Source organism: Pseudomonas sp. TE3899 (assembly GCF_056279105.1).
In genome coordinates this window covers 5,377,893-5,396,723 of record NZ_JBWBQR010000001.1, presented here as the reverse complement: position 1 = coordinate 5,396,723, position 18,831 = coordinate 5,377,893, and the positions used below count along the sequence as shown (strand labels likewise).

Below are 18,831 nucleotides of genomic sequence, written 5' to 3'. Positions count from 1 at the left end.
CCAAAACCTGCAACCGTGTTTTGTCAGGCATACCGCATTCGATGGGTTTGCGACGGCTTCGCCGCCGAACGGGGGCAAGCCCCCTCGCCACAGGGATCTATGCGGGGGCCATTTCCTGCGCCAACCCCAGAAACGCCGCCGGCAACCGCGCGCCTTTGCGTTCCTTGAGGCAATACAAATACTCGGGAATCTGCGGCGCATTCTCAATTGTCAGCACCCGCAGCTGTGGATCATGGGGTACTTCCTGGCGGGCGATGATGCTGATGCCGATATTGCGCAGCACGGCCTCGCGAATCGACTCGCGGCTGCCAATCTCCAGCAACGGCCCGAAACTCACCCCGGCGCCGGCCAGCAATTCTTCGGTCAACCGCCGAGTGGTCGAACCCGACTCACGCATCAACAACGTATGCCCAGCCAACGCACTGAGCGGCACATGATCGTGCACCGCCAGCGGATGATTGCGGTGCACCGCCAGCACCAATGGGTCGCTGCCGAGCACCCGACGAATCAGCCGCGCATCGTCCAGCAACTGCGAAGACGCGGCGACATCGACCCGGTAATCCTCCAGCGCTTCGAGAACTTGCTGGGAGTTGCCGATTTCCACCGACACTTCCACTTGCGGCAAGCGCTCGCGAAAGGTCTTCACCAGATCGAGGATGTAATACGGCGCCGTGGCCGCAATGCGTAAAGTGCCCTGGACCTGGCCGCTGTTGCGCAGGAAAAACTCGATATCGGCTTCCTGCTGCAACAGCGCCTTGACCATCGGCAGTAGCCGCGCGCCTTCGTCACTGACGCTGAGGCGGCGTCCGCCACGGTAGAACAGCTCAACCGAGTACTGGCTTTCCAGATTGCGAATCTGCGTGGTCACGGTGGGTTGGCTCAGGCCGAGCTTCTTCGCCGCCAGGGTAATGCTGCCCAGGCGGGCCACCATGTAAAACGCCTTCAGCTCGGCACTCAGCACACCCTTCCCTCATCGTTTATTTGCGCAGCAGGCGCAAACCATTGAACACCACCAACAGGCTCACGCCCATGTCGGCGAACACCGCCATCCACATGGTGGCGATCCCGGCGAAGGTTACCCCAAGAAAGATCGCCTTGATGACCAAAGCGAGGGCGATGTTCTGTTTCAGGATGCTCGAGGTTTGCCGCGACAGGCGAATGAACGCGGGGATCTTGCGCAGATCGTCGTCCATCAGGGCGACATCGGCGGTCTCAATGGCGGTATCGGTGCCCGCCGCGGCCATGGCAAACCCGATTTCCGCCCGGGCCAGCGCTGGGGCGTCGTTGATGCCGTCGCCGACCATGCCGACGTTGTGACCCTGTGCATACAAGGCTTCAATGGCTTGCAGCTTATCGGTCGGCAACAGATCGCCCTTGGCTTCGTCGATGCCCACTTGTGCGGCAATCGCCTGGGCGGTGTGGACGTTGTCGCCGGTGAGCATCAGGGTTTTGATGCCCAGGTCGTGGAGTTGCTGGATCGCTTCGCGGCTGGATTCCTTGACCGTGTCGGCCACGGCGAACAGCGCCAATGGACCGGACTGATCGAGCAGCAGCACCACGGATTTGCCTTGCTTCTCCAGAGCGAACAGTTTCTCTTCCAGCGCTGGCGAGCAGAGGTTGAGCTCTTCCACCAGGCGATGGTTGCCCAAGTGGTAGACCTGACCGTTGACCTCGCCGCGCACACCGCGTCCGGCCAGGGCTTCGAAGTTATCCACAACCTGCGGCGCGAATTGTTTATCCACAGCCGCGTTGGCGATGGCCAGCGATACCGGGTGATCGGAGCGGCCAGCCAGCGCCGCCGCAATCGCCGGGGCAGTGTCTGCGGCGGTTGGCACGAGCAACAGGAAATCGGTCTGCACCGGTTTGCCATGGGTGATGGTGCCGGTCTTGTCCAGGGCCAGGTAATCGAGCTTGTAACCGCCCTCCAGATAGACGCCGCCCTTGACCAGGATCCCTTTGCGCGCCGCCGCCGCGAGGCCGCTGACGATGGTTACCGGGGTGGAAATCACCAGCGCACACGGGCAAGCGACCACCAGCAACACCAGCGCCCGGTAAATCCAGTCGAACCACACCGCGCCCATGAACAGCGGCGGGATGACCGCCACGGCCAGGGCGAGGACAAACACCGCCGGGGTGTAGATTTTCGAGAATTGATCGACGAAGCGCTGGGTCGGTGCCCGGGCGCCTTGGGCCTGCTCCACGGCGTGGATGATCCGCGCCAGGGTCGAGTTGTTGGCGGCAGCGGTCACCGTGTATTCCAGAGAGCCCGCCTGGTTGATGGTGCCGGCGAAGACTTTATCGCCCACCGTTTTCTCGATCGGCAGGCTTTCGCCGGTGATCGGCGCCTGATCGATGGTGGACGTGCCAGACACGACTTCACCGTCGAGACCAATTCGCTCGCCCGGCCGCACCCGCACCCGCGCGCCCAGTTCGATGCTTTTAACGTCCTGTTCGACCCAACTGCCATCAGCCTGCTGCACTGTGGCCTGTTCCGGGGTCATCTGCATCAGCCCGCCGATGGCGTTGCGCGCACGGTCCAGGGACTTGGCTTCGATCAACTCGGCCACGGTGAAGAGAAACATCACCATCGCCGCTTCCGGCCACTGGCCGATCAGGATCGCGCCGGTCACCGCGATGCTCATCAGCGCGTTGATGTTCAGGTTGAGGTTCTTGAGGGCGATCCAGCCTTTTTTGTAAGTGGTCAGGCCGCCGCTGAGGATCGACACCAGCGCAATGATGGCCACCACCCAGTTCGGCGCGGCGTTGGTGAAGTGGATCACTTCAGCCGCCAGGGCACCCACGCCGGACAGCGCCAATGGCCACCAGTGCTTCTTCTCGGCGACCGGCGCAGGGGCTTCAACACCTTTTTCCAACGGCTCGGCCACCATGCCCAGCGACTTGATCGCGTCGATGATCGGTGCGGTGCTCGGCAGGTCGTGGGTCACGCCCAGTACCCGGTTGATCAGGTTGAACTCCAACTGCTGGATGCCGGTCAATTTTCCAAGCTTGTTCTGAATCAGCGTTTGCTCGGTCGGGCAGTCCATGGCATCGATGCGGAAACTGCTCAGCCGCGCGCCGTCGGTCGAGGTTTCGCTTAACTTGATCAGCGATGGCGCTGCCGCTTTCGACGAACAGCAGGAATCGCCATGGCCGCCATGGGCGTGCTTTTGCACAGGCTGCAGCTTGTGGCTGTGATCATGATCGTGATCGTGATCGTGATCAGCCTCGGGTTTGTGGGTGTGAAGGGAATCGCTCATCGGGTCGCGTCCATGAAAGGTGCCTGTTGCCAAGTAAAGACCCTGTAGCCACTATAGGGTCAAGCAACCTTTTGGAGATTGTCGCGATGAAGATCGGAGAACTGGCCAAACTGACCGACTGCGCGGTGGAAACCATCCGTTATTACGAGCGCGAAAGCCTGCTGCCAGAGCCCGCCCGCAGCGACGGCAACTACCGCGTCTACACCCAGGCCCACGCCGAACGCCTGACGTTTATCCGCAATTGCCGCACCCTCGACATGACCCTCGAAGAAATCCGCAGCCTCCTGGCCCTGCGTGATAGCCCGCAGGATCAGTGCGAAAGCGTCAACGCGCTGATCGACGAACACATCCACCACGTCAAGGCACGGATCGACGGCTTGCTGGCCTTGCAGACACAACTGCTCGACCTGCGCCAACGTTGTGGTGAAGGGCCGAATGTCGATCATTGTGGGATTTTGCAGCGGTTGGAAGTGAGTGGCGGGGTGGTGGCGACGGAGGTTGAGCACTCCCCATGTGGGCCGCAGTCACGGCCACTAAACACACCGCATAACCCGGCTTGATCGTTCAATGATCGTTCCCACGCTCCGCGTGGGAATGAATCACGTGACGCTCTGCGTCACATAGGACGCGGAGCGTCCACGGCGGCATTCCCACGCGGAGCGTGGGAACGATCATCGCATTTCCCTGTAGGAGCGAGGCTTGCCCGCGAACACCGCGAAGCGGTGCCTGATCAGACCGCCATCGGCGCGGTCATCGGCGCGTGGTGCTGATAACCCTCAAGCGAGAAATCACTCGGCTCGATCAACTCCAGCCATTCCGGCTGGTACACGCCGGTCTCGGCAAACGCCGGCACACGATCACTGATTACCAGTTTTGGCATCGGGAATGGCTCGCGCTTGAGCTGTTCATTCAGCATGTCCAGATGGTTTTCGTAGACGTGCGCATCGCCGATGAAATAGGTGAACCAGCGCGGCGTGTAGCCGGTCAGGCGTCCGATCAGGCTCAGCAGCGCGGCGCCTTCGGTGAGGTTGAACGGCGTGCCCAGGCCCAAATCATTGGAGCGGATGTAGAGGGTCAGGGAGATTTCCTTGGTCTCGACATTCGGGTGGAACTGGTACAGCAAGTGGCACGGCGGCAGGGCCATTTCATCTAGCTGGGCGACGTTCCAGCCGTGGAACAGGATGCGGCGGCTGCCCGGGTCTTTAATGATCGTGTCTACGCACTGACGAATCTGGTCGATCGCCTTGTACAGCACCACATAGGCCTGGCCGTCTTCTTCGCCTTCGGCAATCTGACGATAGCCCTGGCTCAAGGTCTGCTCGATGGCGGCTTGGTTGCTGACCGGGATCTGCTTGTACGCCGGCCATTTGCGCCATTGCACGCCGTAGATCTCGCCGAGGTCGTCTTCGCCCTGGCGGAACGGGTTGGCCAGCCACTGCGCGTTTTCGTTGGCGTTCTGGTCCCAGACCTTGCAGCCCAGGGCACGGAATTCGGCGGCGTTGTTCACGCCACGCAGGAAACCGCACATCTCGCCGATGGCCGATTTGAAAGCCATTTTGCGGGTGGTGATCGCCGGGAAACCTTCCTTCAGGTCATAGCGCAGCATCGCGCCAGGGAAGCTGATGGTGTTCACGCCAGTGCGGTTGGCTTGCTTGGTGCCGTTCTTGATGACGTGGGCCACCAGATCGAGATATTGCTTCATGAGTTACCTGTGTCCTTGAACCCGGGAGCCGTCGCCCCCGGGATTCGAATTTATACGGCCGCCGCTGGCGCTGCCGGGGCGCGATGATACGCCAGCCAGATCAGGAACAGACCGGCGAGCACCATCGGTACGCACAGCACCTGACCCATGGTCAGCCAGCCCCAGGCCAGATAGCCCAGTTGCGCGTCCGGAACGCGGACGAATTCGACGATGAAACGGAAGATGCCGTAGAACAGCGTGAACATCCCGGACACCGCCATGGTTGGCCGTGGCTTGCGCGAGAAGATCCACAAGATCAGGAACAGCGCCACGCCTTCCAGCGCGAACTGATACAGCTGCGAAGGATGACGTGCCAGCTGCGCCGGATCGGTCGGGAAGACCATCGCCCACGCCACATCGGTCGGCTTGCCCCACAACTCGGCGTTGATGAAGTTACCGATGCGCCCGGCACCCAGGCCGATCGGCACCATCGGTGCAACGAAGTCCATCAACTGGAAGAACGACTTGTTGTTCTTCTTGCCGAACCACAACGCCGCCAGCATCACGCCGATAAACCCGCCGTGGAACGACATGCCGCCCTTCCACACTTCGAGAATCAGCATCGGGTTGGCCAGGTACGCGCTCAGGTCGTAGAACAGCACGTAGCCCAGGCGGCCGCCGACAATCACCCCCATCGACATCCAGAAGACCATGTCGGAGAGTTTCTCCTTGGTCCAGGTCGGGTCGAAGCGGTTCAGGCGACGGGACGCCAGCAGCCAGGCGCCGCCGATGCCGATCAGGTACATCAGGCCGTACCAGTGGATTTTCAGCGGACCGATGGCCAGGGCCACCGGGTCGATCTGCGGGTAAGGCAGCATTGCGACTCCTCGTTAGAGTTGAAACCTTCAAAATTCCCGGGGGACGTTGCCACCTCAGGATTAAGCCGGGATTGTCAGAGCAGGAAATTCAGGCCGACGCACAACAGCAAAGCGGCGAACAGTCTTTTGAGCAAGCGCGGCGACAAATTGTGCGCCAGTCGCGCGCCGAAGCGGGCGAAGAACATGCTGGTCAGGGCGATCCCCAGCAGCGCCGGCAAATAAATAAAACCGAGACTATGAGCCGGCAACAATGGATCGTGCCAGCCCAGAATCATGAAACTTAATGCACTTGCCAGAGCGATGGGCAGCCCGCAGGCCGATGACGTGGCCACCGCCTGCTGCATCGGCACGCTGCGCCAGGTCAGGAACGGCACCGTCAACGACCCGCCGCCAATCCCGAAAATCGCCGAGGCCCAGCCAATCACACTGCCGGCCACGGTCAGACCGACTTTGCCCGGCACCGTTCGGCTGGCCTTGGGTTTGAAGTCCAAAGCGAGCTGCGCGGCGACGATCAGCGCGAAGACGCCGATGATCTTCTGCAAATGCGGGCCGGAGATCGCTTCGGCGGTCAGCGCACCGAAACCGGCGCCGATCAGGATGCCGAGGGTCATCCAGGCAAAGATCGGCCAACGCACGGCGCCGCGACGGTGATGCTCGCGGATTGCATTGACCGAAGTAAAAATGATCGTCGCCAGGGACGTGCCGACGGCCAGGTGCGTGAGGATCGACGGATCGAAGCCCTGCAACTTGAAGCTGAAGACCAGCACCGGGACGATAATGATCCCGCCGCCGACGCCAAACAGCCCGGCCAGCACGCCTGCACAGGCGCCCAGCGCCAGGTAGAGCAGAAATTCCATGGCCGTAGTCCACGCATCCCGAAAATAGGAGCGGCATGGTAACGGATGCATGGCCTCAAGCTCTACTGGATGGCGATGGATGCGCGCGCAATGTCTGCGTAGAGTGAGCAAAAACACACAAGGACCACCTTATGTGCCTGATTGTTTTCGCTTGGCGACCGGGCCACGCCCAGCCCCTGATCGTGGCGGCCAACCGCGACGAATTCTATGCACGGCCCACCCAGCCCCTGGCGCAATGGGCCGATGCACCTCATGTCCATGCCGGTCGGGATCTGGAAGCGGGCGGTACCTGGCTCGGTATCGGTGCCAATGGGCGCTTTGCCGCGCTGACCAATATCCGCAAACCCGATCAACCAGCGTCACCGAAATCACGGGGTGAACTGGTCGCAGGATTTCTCAGCGGCGAGATGTCGATTGATGACTATTTAAGCGACGTTGTCGCCCGTTCGGCGGAGTATGCCGGGTTTAACCTGCTGGTCGGCAATTCCAACGAGCTGTGGCACTTCAATGCTTGGGATACCGAGGCGGTGATGCTGGCGCCCGGGGTTTATGGGCTGTCGAACGCGGGGCTGGATACGCCGTGGCCGAAAGTGCTCAAGGCCAAAGCTGCATTGAGCGAACTTCTGGATGATCCGCAACCTGCGGCGATGCTGGCGATTTTGGCGGACTCGGCAACGGCGCCGCTCACGGAGCTGCCGGATACCGGGGTTGGATTGGCCACCGAGACGTTGTTGTCGAGTGTGTTTATTGCCAGCCCGACGTATGGGACCCGGGCGAGTACGGCGTTGATTGTTTCGGCGGATGGGACGCGGGTGATGGTCGAAAGGAGTTTCGGGCCGTATGGCGGGCATTTGGGGGAAGTGGAGATCAGGGTTTAGATTGCGGTGATTGTGCCGACGCCTTCGCGGGCAAGCCTCGCTCCTACAGGTGATTTGCGATATCCGCGAACAACACCAAACCTGTAGGAGCGAGGCTTGCCCGCGAAGGGGCCATCAGCCTTTCAGAGGGTCTTGACCGAAGCCGGATTGATCATCCGCGCCAACCCAAGGTTCTTCAGCGCCAATTGCAGCGAGCTGTGGATAACTTGCGGGTTGTCGATGGTCATCAACTCCGCCAGCAATTCCTTGGCCTTGCTCAGGTTGATCTGACGCAGCATCCACTTCACTTTCGGCAAGTTGGTGGCGTTCATCGACAGGCTGTCGAAGCCCATCGCCATCAACAGCACCGCCGCTGCCGGGTCGCCGGCCATCTCGCCGCAGATACTCACTGGCTTGCCTTCGGCATGGGCGTCACGCACGACGTTCTGCAGGGCTTGCAGCACCGCCGGGTGCAGGTAGTCGTAAAGGTCGGCCACCCGCGGGTTATTGCGGTCCACGGCCAGCAGGTACTGAGTCAGGTCGTTGGAGCCGACCGACAGGAAGTCCACCATCCGCGCCAGTTCCTTGGTCTGGTACACCGCCGCCGGAATCTCGATCATCACCCCAATCGGCGGCATCGGCACGTCGGTGCCTTCGTCGCGGACTTCGCCCCAGGCCCGATGGATCAGGTGCAGGGCTTCTTCGAGTTCGTGGATGCCGGAGATCATCGGCAGCAGGATCCGCAGGTTGTTCAAGCCTTCGCTGGCCTTGAGCATGGCGCGGGTCTGGACCAGGAAGATTTCCGGGTGGTCGAGGGTGACGCGAATGCCGCGCCAGCCGAGGAACGGGTTGTCTTCCTTGATCGGGAAGTACGACAGCGACTTGTCGCCGCCGATGTCCAGGCTGCGCATGGTCACCGGTTGCGGGTGGAACGCGGCGAGCTGCTCGCGATAGATCGCCAGCTGCTCTTTTTCGCTTGGGAAGCGCTGGTTGATCATGAACGGCACTTCGGTGCGGTACAGGCCAACGCCTTCGGCGCCACGCTTCTGCGCCCGCGCCACGTCCGCCAGCAGGCCGGTGTTGACCCACAGCGGCATGCGGTGGCCATCGAGGGTCACGCACGGCAAGTCCCGCAGCTTATCCAGCCCCAGGGACAGTTGTTTCTCTTCCTCGACCACTTCGGCGAACTGCTTGCGCAGTACGTCACTCGGGTTGGTGTAGACCTCGCCGTGGTAGCCGTCGACGATCATCTGGATGCCGTCGACCTTGGAATACGGCAGATCGACCAGGCCCATCACCGTCGGAATACCCATGGCACGGGCCAGGATTGCAACGTGGGAGTTACCGGAGCCGAGTACCGACACCAAACCCACCAGCTTGCCTTCCGGCACCTCGCCGAGCATCGCCGGCGTCAGTTCTTCGCTGATCAGAATGGTGTTGTCGGGGTAGACCAGGGTCTGCTGACGCTCTTCCTGCAAGTAAGCCAGCAAGCGCCGGCCCAGGTCCTTGACGTCGGAGGCGCGCTCACGCAGGTAGGCGTCGTCCATCAATTCGAAACGGTTGACGTGCTCGGTGACCACCTGGCGCAACGCGCCCTGGGCCCACTGGCCGGTCTTGATCACCGTGGTGATTTCGCTGCCCAGGGAGGCATCGTCGAGCATCATCAGGTAGACGTCGAACAGCGCGCGCTCTTCCGGCCGCAGCTGGGTCGCGAGCTTGGCGGACAAGGCGCGCATGTCGGCGCGCACGCCTTCGATGGCGGTCTTGAACAGCCCGAGTTCGGCGTTGATGTCGGTGATGGTCTTGTCCGGCACCACGTCCAGGTCGGCGGGTGGCAGCATGACCACCGCGGTCCCGACCGCCGCACCCGGCGAACCCGGCACGCCGACGAACTTGGCTTCCTGGATGCCTTTGCCCTGGCGGCCCAGGCCACGGATCGAACCGGTGGCCTCGGCGTGGGCGATAACGCCCGCCAGTTGCGCGCTCATGGTCACGAGGAAGGCTTCTTCACCTTCATCGAACTGGCGGCGTTCTTTTTGCTGAATGACCAACACGCCGACGACGCGACGGTGGTGAATGATCGGCGCCCCGAGGAATGAGGCGTAGCGTTCTTCACCGGTCTCGGCGAAGTAACGGTAGCGCGGGTGATCCGCGGCGTTTTCGAGGTTCAGGGGTTCTTCACGCGTGCCGACCAGGCCAACCAGACCTTCGTTGGGCGCCATGCTGACTTTGCCGATCGAGCGCTTGTTCAAGCCCTCGGTGGCCATCAGTACGAAGCGGTTGGTTTCCGGATCAAGCAGGTAGACCGAGCAGACCTGGCTGCCCATGGCCTCTTTGACGCGCAACACAATAATCCCCAACGCCGCCTTGAGATCCTTGGCGGAGTTAACTTCCTGGACGATCTTGCGCAGCGTATTGAGCATGGCTCGGGGTCGAACTCCGTCGTCAGTCGCGCGTTAAAAGGCGCGGGGCAAGCTCTTTGAGAGCGCGTCGATACACCTCGCGCTTGAATGTCACCACCTGGCCCAACGGATACCAATAACTGACCCAGCGCCAGCCATCGAATTCCGGTTTACCGGTCAAATCCATCCGCACCCGCTGCTCGTTGGAGATCAGGCGCAGGAGAAACCATTTCTGTTTCTGGCCGATGCACAGCGGTTGGCTGTGGGTACGGACCAGACGTTGCGGCAAACGATAGCGCAACCAGCCCCGGGTGCAGGCGAGAATTTCAACATCTTCGCGCTCAAGACCCACTTCTTCGTTCAACTCGCGATACAAGGCGTCTTCCGGCGTCTCCTGGGGGTTGATCCCGCCCTGTGGAAACTGCCAGGCATCTTGATTGATACGGCGAGCCCATAGCACCTGGCCGGCATCATTCGTGAGAATGATCCCGACATTGGGGCGGAAACCATCGGGGTCGATCACGGCAACAACCTCGCAAACGCATGTCGCCGCATTGTTCCACAAAGGTTGTGAAGGCAGCAACGAGCCGGCCCACCTTATGTGCACTCTTGTGAAAAGTACGTATTCTGGGCGCCTTTCTACAGACTTTTCAGCGAGTAACTGCAATGCGCCTGGCTTTATTCGACTTGGACAACACGCTTTTGGGCGGCGACAGCGACCACGCCTGGGGCGATTACCTGTGCGAACGCGGCTTTCTCGATGCCGTGACGTACAAGACACGCAACGACGAGTTCTATCAGGATTACCTCGCGGGCAAGCTCGATAACGCCGAGTACCTGAACTTTTGCCTGGAAATCCTCGGCCGCACCGAGATGGCCACCCTGGATCAATGGCATCTGGACTACATGCGCGACTGCATCGAACCGATCGTGCTGCCCAAGGCCCTGGCCCTGCTGGCCAAACACCGCGAAGCCGGCGACAAACTGGTGATCATCACCGCCACCAACCGTTTCGTCACCGGGCCGATTGCCCGGCGCCTGGGCGTCGACACCCTGATCGCCACCGAGTGCGAAATGATCGAAGGCCGCTACACCGGGCGCAGCACCGACATTCCGTGCTTCCGCGAAGGCAAGGTCACGCGCTTGAGTCGCTGGCTGGAAGAGACCGGGCACTCGCTGGAAGACAGCTATTTCTATAGCGATTCGATGAATGATTTGCCGTTGCTGGAGCAGGTGACGCATCCGGTCGCGGTGGACCCTGATCCGAATCTGCGTGCCGAAGCCGAGAAGCGCGGTTGGCCGGTGATGACTCTGCGCGACTGATATCGCCTTCGCGGCCTCGCTCCTACAGGATTTGTGTTGCGCGCCGGAAATGGACACGGCGCATAAACCGCAGGAGCGAGCGGTGCGACGATTCGACTTGTCCGCGAATGGCTCGACGCGGTCCAGCGCCTTAAACCGGTTTCGCGCCCATCAAACCCGCAATCGCGATCAAGCAGACAAAACTGAACAACGCCAACGCAAAGGTAAATTTCCCCACGCCACCCGGCGCCTTGCGCAGCTTGTTCAGCCGCACCAGCAGCCAGAACCACGCCAGCGCCGCCACGGTGTAAAGCACGCTCGACGCCAGAATCCAGGTCTGCCCCAGCGGCCAGCCCACCAGATGCACCATCCACCAACCGGTGAACGGCATACTCAGCAAGGCCAGGCCCATCAGCAGCCAGACGAACACCCGTGGCCGTTGCAGCGTGCGACTGCCCGCCGTGGCATCACCCTTACGCCGCGCAAGCCCGACCCAGATCGCCAGGCCCAATGCGCTGGCCAGCAGCAACACCGTCGCCACCACATGCGCCACTTTGAGGGCGGTTAATGTTTCCATGGTTCGATTTCCTTATGACGTGCCCATCAGCGTAGCCGCTCAGCCGAGAAACAGTTTGTAGGCCGGGTTGTCGCTTTCATCCCAGTACGGGTAGCCGATTTCTTCCAGGGCCGCCGGCACCAGATGACGCTCGTCGTGGGGCACTTGCAGGCCGGCGACTACCCGGCCATCTGCCGCGCCGTGGTTGCGGTAGTGGAACATCGAGATGTTCCAGCGCCCGCCGAGTTTGTTGAGGAAGTTGAACAGCGCTCCCGGACGTTCCGGGAACTCAAAGCGCAGCACCACTTCATCGACAACCTGGGCCGCACGACCACCGACCATATGGCGGATGTGCAGCTTGGCCAGTTCGTTGTCGGTCAGGTCCAACACCGGGAAGCCCTGCTCGCTCAGGCTGGTGATCAACGCGCTGCGCGGATCGGTGTCCGGGTGCGTCTGTACGCCAACGAAGATGTGCGCTTCGCTGCCGGTGTTGTAGCGGTAGTTGAATTCGGTGATCTGGCGTTTGCCGACGGCTTCGCAGAAGGCCTTGAAGCTGCCCGGTTTCTCGGGGATGGTCACGGCGATGATGGCTTCGCGGCCCTCGCCCAGCTCGGCGCGCTCGGCAACGTGGCGCAGTCGGTCGAAGTTGACGTTGGCGCCGGAGTCGATGGCCACGAACGTGTGCCCGGTGACGCCGCGCTGCTCGACGTACTTCTTGATCCCGGCCACGCCCAGGGCGCCGGCAGGTTCGGTGATCGAGCGGGTATCGTCGTAGATGTCCTTGATCGCCGCGCAGATTTCATCGGTACTGACGGTGATCACTTCATCGACATAGTGTTTGCAGATATCAAAGGTGTGCTGGCCAATCTGCGCCACGGCCACGCCGTCGGCGAAGATGCCCACGGTCGGCAGAATCACCCGTTCGCCAGCGGCCATGGCGGCTTGCAGGCAGTTGGAGTCGTCCGGTTCGACGCCGATGATCTTGATTTCCGGACGCAGGTATTTCACATAAGCCGCAATGCCGGCGATCAGGCCGCCGCCGCCCACCGGGACGAAAATCGCGTCGAGACGGCCCGGGTGCTGGCGCAGAATCTCCATCGCCACTGTGCCCTGCCCGGCAATGGTGTGGGGATCGTCGTAGGGGTGGATGTAGACGTAGCCTTTTTCGTCGACCAGTTTCAGCGAGTAGGCCAGGGCTTCCGGGAACGAATCGCCGTGCAACACCACTTTGCCGCCACGGGAACGCACGCCTTCGACTTTGATTTCCGGGGTGGTCTTGGGCATCACAATGGTGGCTTTCACGCCCAACACCTTGGCCGCCAGGGCCAGGCCTTGCGCATGGTTGCCCGCCGATGCGGTAACCACGCCGCGCGCACGTTCTTCATCGCTCAGCTGCGTCAGCTTGTTGTAAGCGCCGCGAATCTTGAACGAGAACACCGGCTGCAAGTCTTCGCGCTTGAGCCAAATACTGTTGCCCAGCCGCTCGGAGAGCTGGCGAGCAGTCTGCAATGGGGTTTCTACGGCAACGTCATAAACGCGCGAGGTGAGGATCTTCTTGACGTACTGTTCGAGCATCGGAAAGCATCACTGAGCGGGTTGGGCAGGGCCAAGGAGTCTAACCCGGCTTTCGCCTGAGCGACCACACTAAACGGGTGGTTTTACCTCTCCTGAACGGATCTCGGACCTGTAGGAGCGAGGCTTGCCCGCGAAAGCGATCTTACTGCCAACATTTATGCTGGATGTGACGGCCTCTTCGCGGGCAAGCCTCGCTCCTACAGGTAACCGTCGCGGCCTGCCAATCGGCCAATGACCTTCCCCGCCCCGAAGCCTATAATGCCGGCCTTTCCGTTCTCCCCTTGCCCGCTTCGGAGCCCGCATGACCCAGGATCAACTCAAACAGGCAGTGGCCCAGGCCGCCGTCGACTTCATCCTCCCGAAACTCGACGACAAGAGCGTCGTCGGTGTCGGCACCGGCTCCACCGCCAACTGCTTCATCGATGCACTGGCCAAGCACAAGGGTGCGTTCGATGGCGCGGTCGCCAGCTCCGAAGCCACCGCCGCGCGCCTCAAGGGCCACGGTATTCCGGTGTATGAGCTGAATACGGTCAGCGACCTGGAGTTCTACGTCGACGGTGCCGACGAAAGCGACGAGCACCTGAACCTGATCAAGGGCGGCGGCGCGGCCCTGACCCGCGAGAAGATCGTTGCGGCCGTGGCCAAGACTTTCATCTGCATCGCCGATGGCAGCAAACTGGTGCCGGTGCTCGGTGCGTTCCCGCTACCGGTGGAAGTCATCCCGATGGCCCGCAGCCACGTGGCCCGCGAGCTGGTGAAACTGGGCGGCGACCCGGTTTACCGCGAAGGCGTGCTGACCGACAACGGCAACATCATCCTCGACGTGTTCAACATGCAGATCACCAACCCGGTGGAGCTGGAGACGCAGATCAATGCGATCGTCGGCGTGGTTACCAATGGCCTGTTCGCGGCGCGTCCGGCGGATTTGCTGTTGTTGGGTACCCCTGAAGGCGTAAAAACCCTCAAGGCCTGACGCGTTACCCTGCAGGAGCGAAGCTTGCTCGCGAAGAGGCCATAACAGTCGACTGAGATGTTGAAAGTTATGGCCCCTTCGCGAGCAAGCTTCGCTCCTACAGGGGATTGTGGTGATGGTCAGGGCTGTGCAGGTTTTTTGAAGGTGTAGAACAGGTTTGGTTCGCTGACCAGGTACAAGGTGCCTTCATCGTCCATGGCGATGCCTTCCGCTTGCGGCACGGTCTTTTTCAGGCCCTGACGCCCGCTATTTAATGACATCGTGCTCAACGGTCGCCCATCCACATCCAGCTCGATAATCAGCCGCGATTCATCGGACAGCGCCATCAAGTGGCCGCTGCGTTCGTCGTATTGCAGGCTCGACAGGTCCCGCACGAACATCCCGGCATCGCGTTTGGGGTTGTTGACCACGTGCACGGCGTAGGACTTCTCCGGGTTGTAATGCGGGAAGCCCTGCACTTCGTAGATCAGCATCGGGTCGCGTTCCTTGGCGACAAACAGGCGCTTGCCCACCGAGTCATACGCCAACCCTTCGAAACCCTTGTTGCCGCTCATGTGCACACCAAGCGTCATCTGCTCGGCGTCCGCGGCGTCGAGGAACGTGGTGTCTTTCTCCAGGTGAATCTTGATCAGGCGCTGCTGGCGTTCGTCGGTGACCACGTAGGTGTCGGCGCTGATGAACTCCACCGCCTCCGGGTCGCCAAAACCGATCAGCGCGATACGCCGCAGGATCTTGCCGTCCAGGGACAGCTCGATCAGCTCGGCGTTTTTGTTGGTCACCGTGAACAGGCTGTGGCGCACCGGATCGTAGGTCAGCGCCGAGACGTCATCGTCCAGCCCGTCGATCACTTGCGCCTCGATCTCGACCCGATACTGATCCAGGCCAATGGCCTCGGCATTCATCGGCTGCCAGAGCGTGTGCACATTGAACCAGGCGCGCTCGAACAGACGCAGGTACTGGCCGACCGCGACCAGCACGATCAGCGCAATCACCGACAGGATCAGAATCAGGGGTTTGGGGCGGGCAAGTCGACGCATTCAGGCAAGCTCGAAATCAGGGCGGGCGGATGAAATACCACGGCTGACTGAATCCAAACTTAATGGCCTATGGCCGCGGCCCCGCAGGTTTACCTTAACCGGCGACCGCGCGCCACCCCGCGTCTGTAGGCTATTTCTGTTTTTCGAAGCGATAAAACAGATTCGGCTCGCTGACCATGTACAGCGTGCCCGCTTCGTCCATGGTTACGCCTTCGGCGCGGGGGATGGTCTTTTTCAGACCGTTGAAGCCGCCGAGCAGAGTCATGAAGCTGACCTGCTCGCCCTTCTCGTCCAGCTCCAGCAGCAGGTGCGAGTCGGCGGACAGCGCCAGCGTATGGCCGGTGCGCGGGTCAATGGCCAGGGCCGACAGGTTGCGGATATCCAGTTCGTTGCTGGCCAGTTTCTGTTTATCGCCGGTGAGGGTCTGGCTGCCGTCGCTTTTCCAGCTGAACAGCTGCGGCGGGCGCTCTTCGCCCAGCAACAGTTGCTGATTGCGCGGATCCCAGACGATGGCTTCGAACGCCTTGTTCTGGTCTTTCGACGGGCCCAGGTCGTATTTCGGGAAGTCTTCGCGGTGCAGTTCACGGGTGTTGGCATCGACCTTGATGATCGACAACATGTGCTCGCGCTCATCGGTAATGGCGATCAAGCCATTGCCCATGGTCGTCACGCCTTCCGGATTGGTCCAGCCCACCAGTGGCATCTTGCGCAGCACATCGCCCTGCAGGGTCAGTTCGACCAGGAACGGGTTCTTGCCCATCACCGAGAACAGGGTTTTGGTCTGCGGGTCGTAGGACAGGTCCGAGGCTTCGTCCTTTTCCATGCCCGGCAGCAGTTTGGCGTCGATCACCGCCCGGTAATCCGGGAGCCAGACACTCTGTTGGCGCTCGGCCCGGGCTTTCAAAACGCTCCATCAGCCAAAGCGCACCGCGGTCGTCCCAATGCATCGCAAACGCCAGGCCATAACCCGCTGCAACGGCCAGCAACAACCAGTAATACCAGCGCATGAGGAATCGTGGACGACGAGGAGTTGGCAGGGTCGGGAGCGGTGGTGTGGCCATCAGGGGATGCGTTCCAGAAATTCAGGCTAAAGGTAATAGCACAATCGGGCAGGCTCAGACGCCAGGAACCGAGGAATTATCCAGAAGGGATGTGAAAAAAACGGGAAATGGCGGGAAAGCCCTGCGCCTGATCGTTCCCTCGCACTGCGCGGGAATGCCGCCATGGACGCTCCGCGTCCGCTTCGAATGTGACGCGGAGCATCACGGGATGCATTCCCACGCAGAGCGTGGGAACGATTATGCGTAGATCAGCGAACGCTGCTGTTGAAGCTGCTGACACCCGGCAATTCCAGCACCAGTTCGTCACCGACATTCAGCGGGCCGACACCCACCGGCGTACCGGTGAGGATCACGTCGCCGGCCTGCAGCGAGAAGCAGCCGGCCATGTACTGGATCATCGGCACGATCGGGTTGAGCATGTCCTTGCTGTTGCCATCCTGGCGCACTTCGCCATTGATGGTCAGGCGGATGCCGATGTCGGTCAGGTCGGCGAAGCTGCCCGCGGACACGAACGGGGCAAGCACCGCCGCGCCATCGAAGGACTTGGCAATTTCCCAGGGCAGGCCCTTGGATTTCAGCTCGGCCTGTTTGTCGCGCAGGGTCAGGTCCAGGGCCGGGGCGAAACCGGAGATGGCGTCGAGCACTTCTTCACGGCTCGGTTTGGTCGACAGCGGCTTGCCGATCAACACGGCGATTTCCGCTTCGTAGTGCACCGAACCGCGCTCGGTCGGAATGGCAAAACCGCCTTCCAGCGGCACCACGCAACTGCCCGGCTTGATGAACAGCAGCGGCTCGGTAGGCACCGGGTTGTCCAGTTCCTTGGCGTGTTCGGCATAGTTACGGCCGATGCACACCACTTTCCCCAGCGGGAAGTGAATACGCGTACCGTCGACATACTGGTGCTGATAGCTCATTACCGACTCCTGCTCGTTGATTCAAACAGCAAAAATTTTGCCCGGGTTCATGATGCCGTTCGGGTCGAACACCGCTTTCACGGCTTTCATGTACTCGATCTCAACCGGGGAACGGCTGTAGGTCAAGTAGTCGCGCTTGGTCATGCCCACGCCGTGTTCGGCGGAAATCGAGCCGTTGTACTTCTCGACGGTTTCGAACACCCACTTGTTCACGGTCGCGCACTTGGCAAAGAACTCGTCCTTGCTCAGGTTTTCCGGCTTGAGGATGTTCAAGTGCAGGTTGCCGTCGCCGATGTGGCCGAACCAGACGATTTCGAAGTCCGGGTAGTGTTCACCGACAATCGCGTCGATTTCCTTCAGGAACGCCGGGACTTTCGAGACGGTAACCGAGATGTCGTTCTTGTACGGCGTCCAGTGGGAGATGGTCTCGGAGATGTACTCGCGCAACTTCCACAGGTTCTGCAACTGGGTTTCGCTCTGGCTCATCACGCCGTCCAGCACCCAGCCTTGCTCGACGCAGTGTTCGAAGGTTTCCAGGGCGTGGTTGGCCACTTCTTCGGTGGTCGCTTCGAATTCCAGCAACGCGTAGAACGGGCAATCGGTTTCGAACGGCGCCGGCACGTCACCGCGCCCCATGACCTTGGCCAGGGCTTTGTCGGAGAAGAATTCGAAGGCGGTCAGGTCGAGTTTGCTCTGGAACGCGTGCAATACCGGCATGATCGAGTCGAAATCGGCGGTGCCGAGGACCATCGCGGTGAGGTTTTTCGGCGCCCGGTCCAGGCGCATGGTCGCTTCGACCACGAAACCGAGGGTGCCTTCAGCGCCGATGAACAACTGACGCAGGTCGTAGCCGGTGGCGTTCTTGATCAGGTCGCGGTTCAGCTCCAACAGATCGCCCTTGCCGGTGACGACTTTCATGCCAGCCACCCAGTTACGGGTCATGCCATAGCGAATCACCTTGATCCCGCCGGCATTGGTGCCGATATTGCCGCCAATCTGGCTCGAACCTGCGGACGCGAAATCCACCGGGTAGTACAGGCCTTTTTCTTCGGCGACGTTCTGCAGATGCTCGGTGACCACGCCTGGCTGACAAACGGCCGTGCGGTCGGTGAGGTTCACGTCGAGGATCTGGTTCATGTAGTCGAACGAGACGACCACTTCGCCATTCGCGGCCACCGCAGCAGCGGAAAGCCCGGTGCGACCGCCGGACGGTACCAGCGCCACTTTGTGCTCATTAGCCCAACGCACGATGGCCTGGACTTGTTCGGTGGTCTTGGGAAACACGATGGCCGTCGGGGCCGGGGCGAAATGCTTGGTCCAATCCTTGCCATAAGCATTGAGGGAGTCGGCATCGGTCAGGACCTTGCCAGGCTCAACCAGGGTCTTCAGCTCTTCAATCAGGGCAGGATTGGTCATCGACAGAACTCTCGAACAATTCATGGTCATCCTGAGAACGCTTCACGTCGCAGGAATGAGTGTTT

General features: G+C 61.1%; 15 protein-coding genes and 2 pseudogenes. 4 read left to right on the top strand and 13 right to left on the bottom strand.

The window, feature by feature from the left end:
- Positions 1–97: 97 nt before the first annotated feature.
- Both ACZ89E_RS24495 and ACZ89E_RS24490 read right to left on the bottom strand, forming a co-directional pair.
- Positions 98–961, bottom strand: a complete 864-nt coding sequence (locus ACZ89E_RS24495; protein ID WP_133835545.1) for a LysR family transcriptional regulator — start codon at positions 959–961, stop codon at positions 98–100.
- A 16-nt stretch (positions 962–977) separates the two neighbouring features.
- Positions 978–3,257: a heavy metal translocating P-type ATPase gene (locus ACZ89E_RS24490; protein WP_476256614.1), complete on the bottom strand. Its 2,280-nt coding sequence runs from the start codon at positions 3,255–3,257 to the stop codon at positions 978–980.
- Between the two features lie 86 nt (positions 3,258–3,343).
- Here ACZ89E_RS24490 and cadR point away from each other — a divergent pair.
- Positions 3,344–3,794, top strand: a pseudogene (gene cadR / locus ACZ89E_RS24485) (Cd(II)/Pb(II)-responsive transcriptional regulator).
- Positions 3,795–3,987: 193 nt separating this feature from the next.
- On the opposite strand, the gene ACZ89E_RS24480 reads toward cadR, so the two are convergent.
- The 3 genes from ACZ89E_RS24480 to ACZ89E_RS24470 all read right to left on the bottom strand — a co-directional run bounded on the left by ACZ89E_RS24480 (position 3,988) and on the right by ACZ89E_RS24470 (position 6,673).
- Positions 3,988–4,959 (bottom strand): thymidylate synthase, encoded by a 972-nt coding sequence (locus ACZ89E_RS24480; protein WP_476256613.1) that lies wholly within the window; start codon positions 4,957–4,959, stop codon positions 3,988–3,990.
- 50 nt (positions 4,960–5,009) lie between these two features.
- Positions 5,010–5,816, bottom strand: coding sequence for a prolipoprotein diacylglyceryl transferase (gene lgt, locus ACZ89E_RS24475; protein WP_133835540.1), 807 nt, complete (start codon positions 5,814–5,816; stop codon positions 5,010–5,012).
- 74 nt (positions 5,817–5,890) lie between these two features.
- Positions 5,891–6,673, bottom strand: coding sequence for a sulfite exporter TauE/SafE family protein (locus ACZ89E_RS24470; protein ID WP_149660286.1), 783 nt, complete (start codon positions 6,671–6,673; stop codon positions 5,891–5,893).
- A gap of 131 nt (positions 6,674–6,804) precedes the next feature.
- On the opposite strand from ACZ89E_RS24470, the gene ACZ89E_RS24465 reads away from it, so the two are divergent.
- A complete protein-coding gene (locus ACZ89E_RS24465; protein WP_476256612.1) occupies positions 6,805–7,551 on the top strand; it encodes an NRDE family protein in 747 nt (248 codons plus the stop codon).
- Between the two features lie 122 nt (positions 7,552–7,673).
- On the opposite strand, the gene ptsP is transcribed toward ACZ89E_RS24465, so the two are convergent.
- Positions 7,674–9,953, bottom strand: coding sequence for a phosphoenolpyruvate--protein phosphotransferase (gene ptsP, locus ACZ89E_RS24460; protein WP_149660284.1), 2,280 nt, complete (start codon positions 9,951–9,953; stop codon positions 7,674–7,676).
- Positions 9,954–9,975: 22 nt separating this feature from the next.
- A complete protein-coding gene (locus ACZ89E_RS24455) occupies positions 9,976–10,455 on the bottom strand; it encodes an RNA pyrophosphohydrolase (RefSeq protein WP_007945562.1) in 480 nt (159 codons plus the stop codon).
- A 143-nt stretch (positions 10,456–10,598) separates the two neighbouring features.
- On the opposite strand from ACZ89E_RS24455, the gene ACZ89E_RS24450 reads away from it, so the two are divergent.
- Complete coding sequence (locus ACZ89E_RS24450; protein WP_149660283.1) at positions 10,599–11,255, top strand: histidinol-phosphatase; 657 nt, start codon at positions 10,599–10,601, stop codon at positions 11,253–11,255.
- Between the two features lie 130 nt (positions 11,256–11,385).
- On the opposite strand, the gene ACZ89E_RS24445 is transcribed toward ACZ89E_RS24450, so the two are convergent.
- Positions 11,386–11,811, bottom strand: coding sequence for a DUF2269 family protein (locus ACZ89E_RS24445; protein ID WP_054044514.1), 426 nt, complete (start codon positions 11,809–11,811; stop codon positions 11,386–11,388).
- Between the two features lie 39 nt (positions 11,812–11,850).
- The gene (gene ilvA, locus ACZ89E_RS24440; protein WP_463258775.1) at positions 11,851–13,365 is read right to left on the bottom strand and encodes a threonine ammonia-lyase, biosynthetic; all 1,515 of its coding nucleotides are present in this window, start codon (positions 13,363–13,365) and stop codon (positions 11,851–11,853) included.
- Between the two features lie 301 nt (positions 13,366–13,666).
- Here ilvA and rpiA point away from each other — a divergent pair, with 301 nt between their 5' ends.
- Positions 13,667–14,338: a ribose-5-phosphate isomerase RpiA gene (gene rpiA / locus ACZ89E_RS24435; RefSeq protein WP_149660281.1), complete on the top strand. Its 672-nt coding sequence runs from the start codon at positions 13,667–13,669 to the stop codon at positions 14,336–14,338.
- Between the two features lie 119 nt (positions 14,339–14,457).
- On the opposite strand, the gene ACZ89E_RS24430 is transcribed toward rpiA, so the two are convergent.
- The 4 genes and pseudogenes from ACZ89E_RS24430 to ACZ89E_RS24415 form a co-directional block, all read right to left on the bottom strand.
- Entirely contained in the window at positions 14,458–15,375 is a 918-nt protein-coding gene (locus ACZ89E_RS24430) for an SdiA-regulated domain-containing protein (RefSeq protein WP_463258777.1), read from the bottom strand.
- Between the two features lie 130 nt (positions 15,376–15,505).
- Positions 15,506–16,436 (bottom strand): annotated as a pseudogene (locus ACZ89E_RS24425) (SdiA-regulated domain-containing protein).
- Between the two features lie 248 nt (positions 16,437–16,684).
- Positions 16,685–17,350: a fumarylacetoacetate hydrolase family protein gene (locus tag ACZ89E_RS24420; protein WP_149660278.1), complete on the bottom strand. Its 666-nt coding sequence runs from the start codon at positions 17,348–17,350 to the stop codon at positions 16,685–16,687.
- 21 nt (positions 17,351–17,371) lie between these two features.
- Entirely contained in the window at positions 17,372–18,766 is a 1,395-nt protein-coding gene (locus tag ACZ89E_RS24415; RefSeq protein ID WP_149660277.1) for an FAD-binding oxidoreductase, read from the bottom strand.
- Positions 18,767–18,831: the final 65 nt, after the last annotated feature.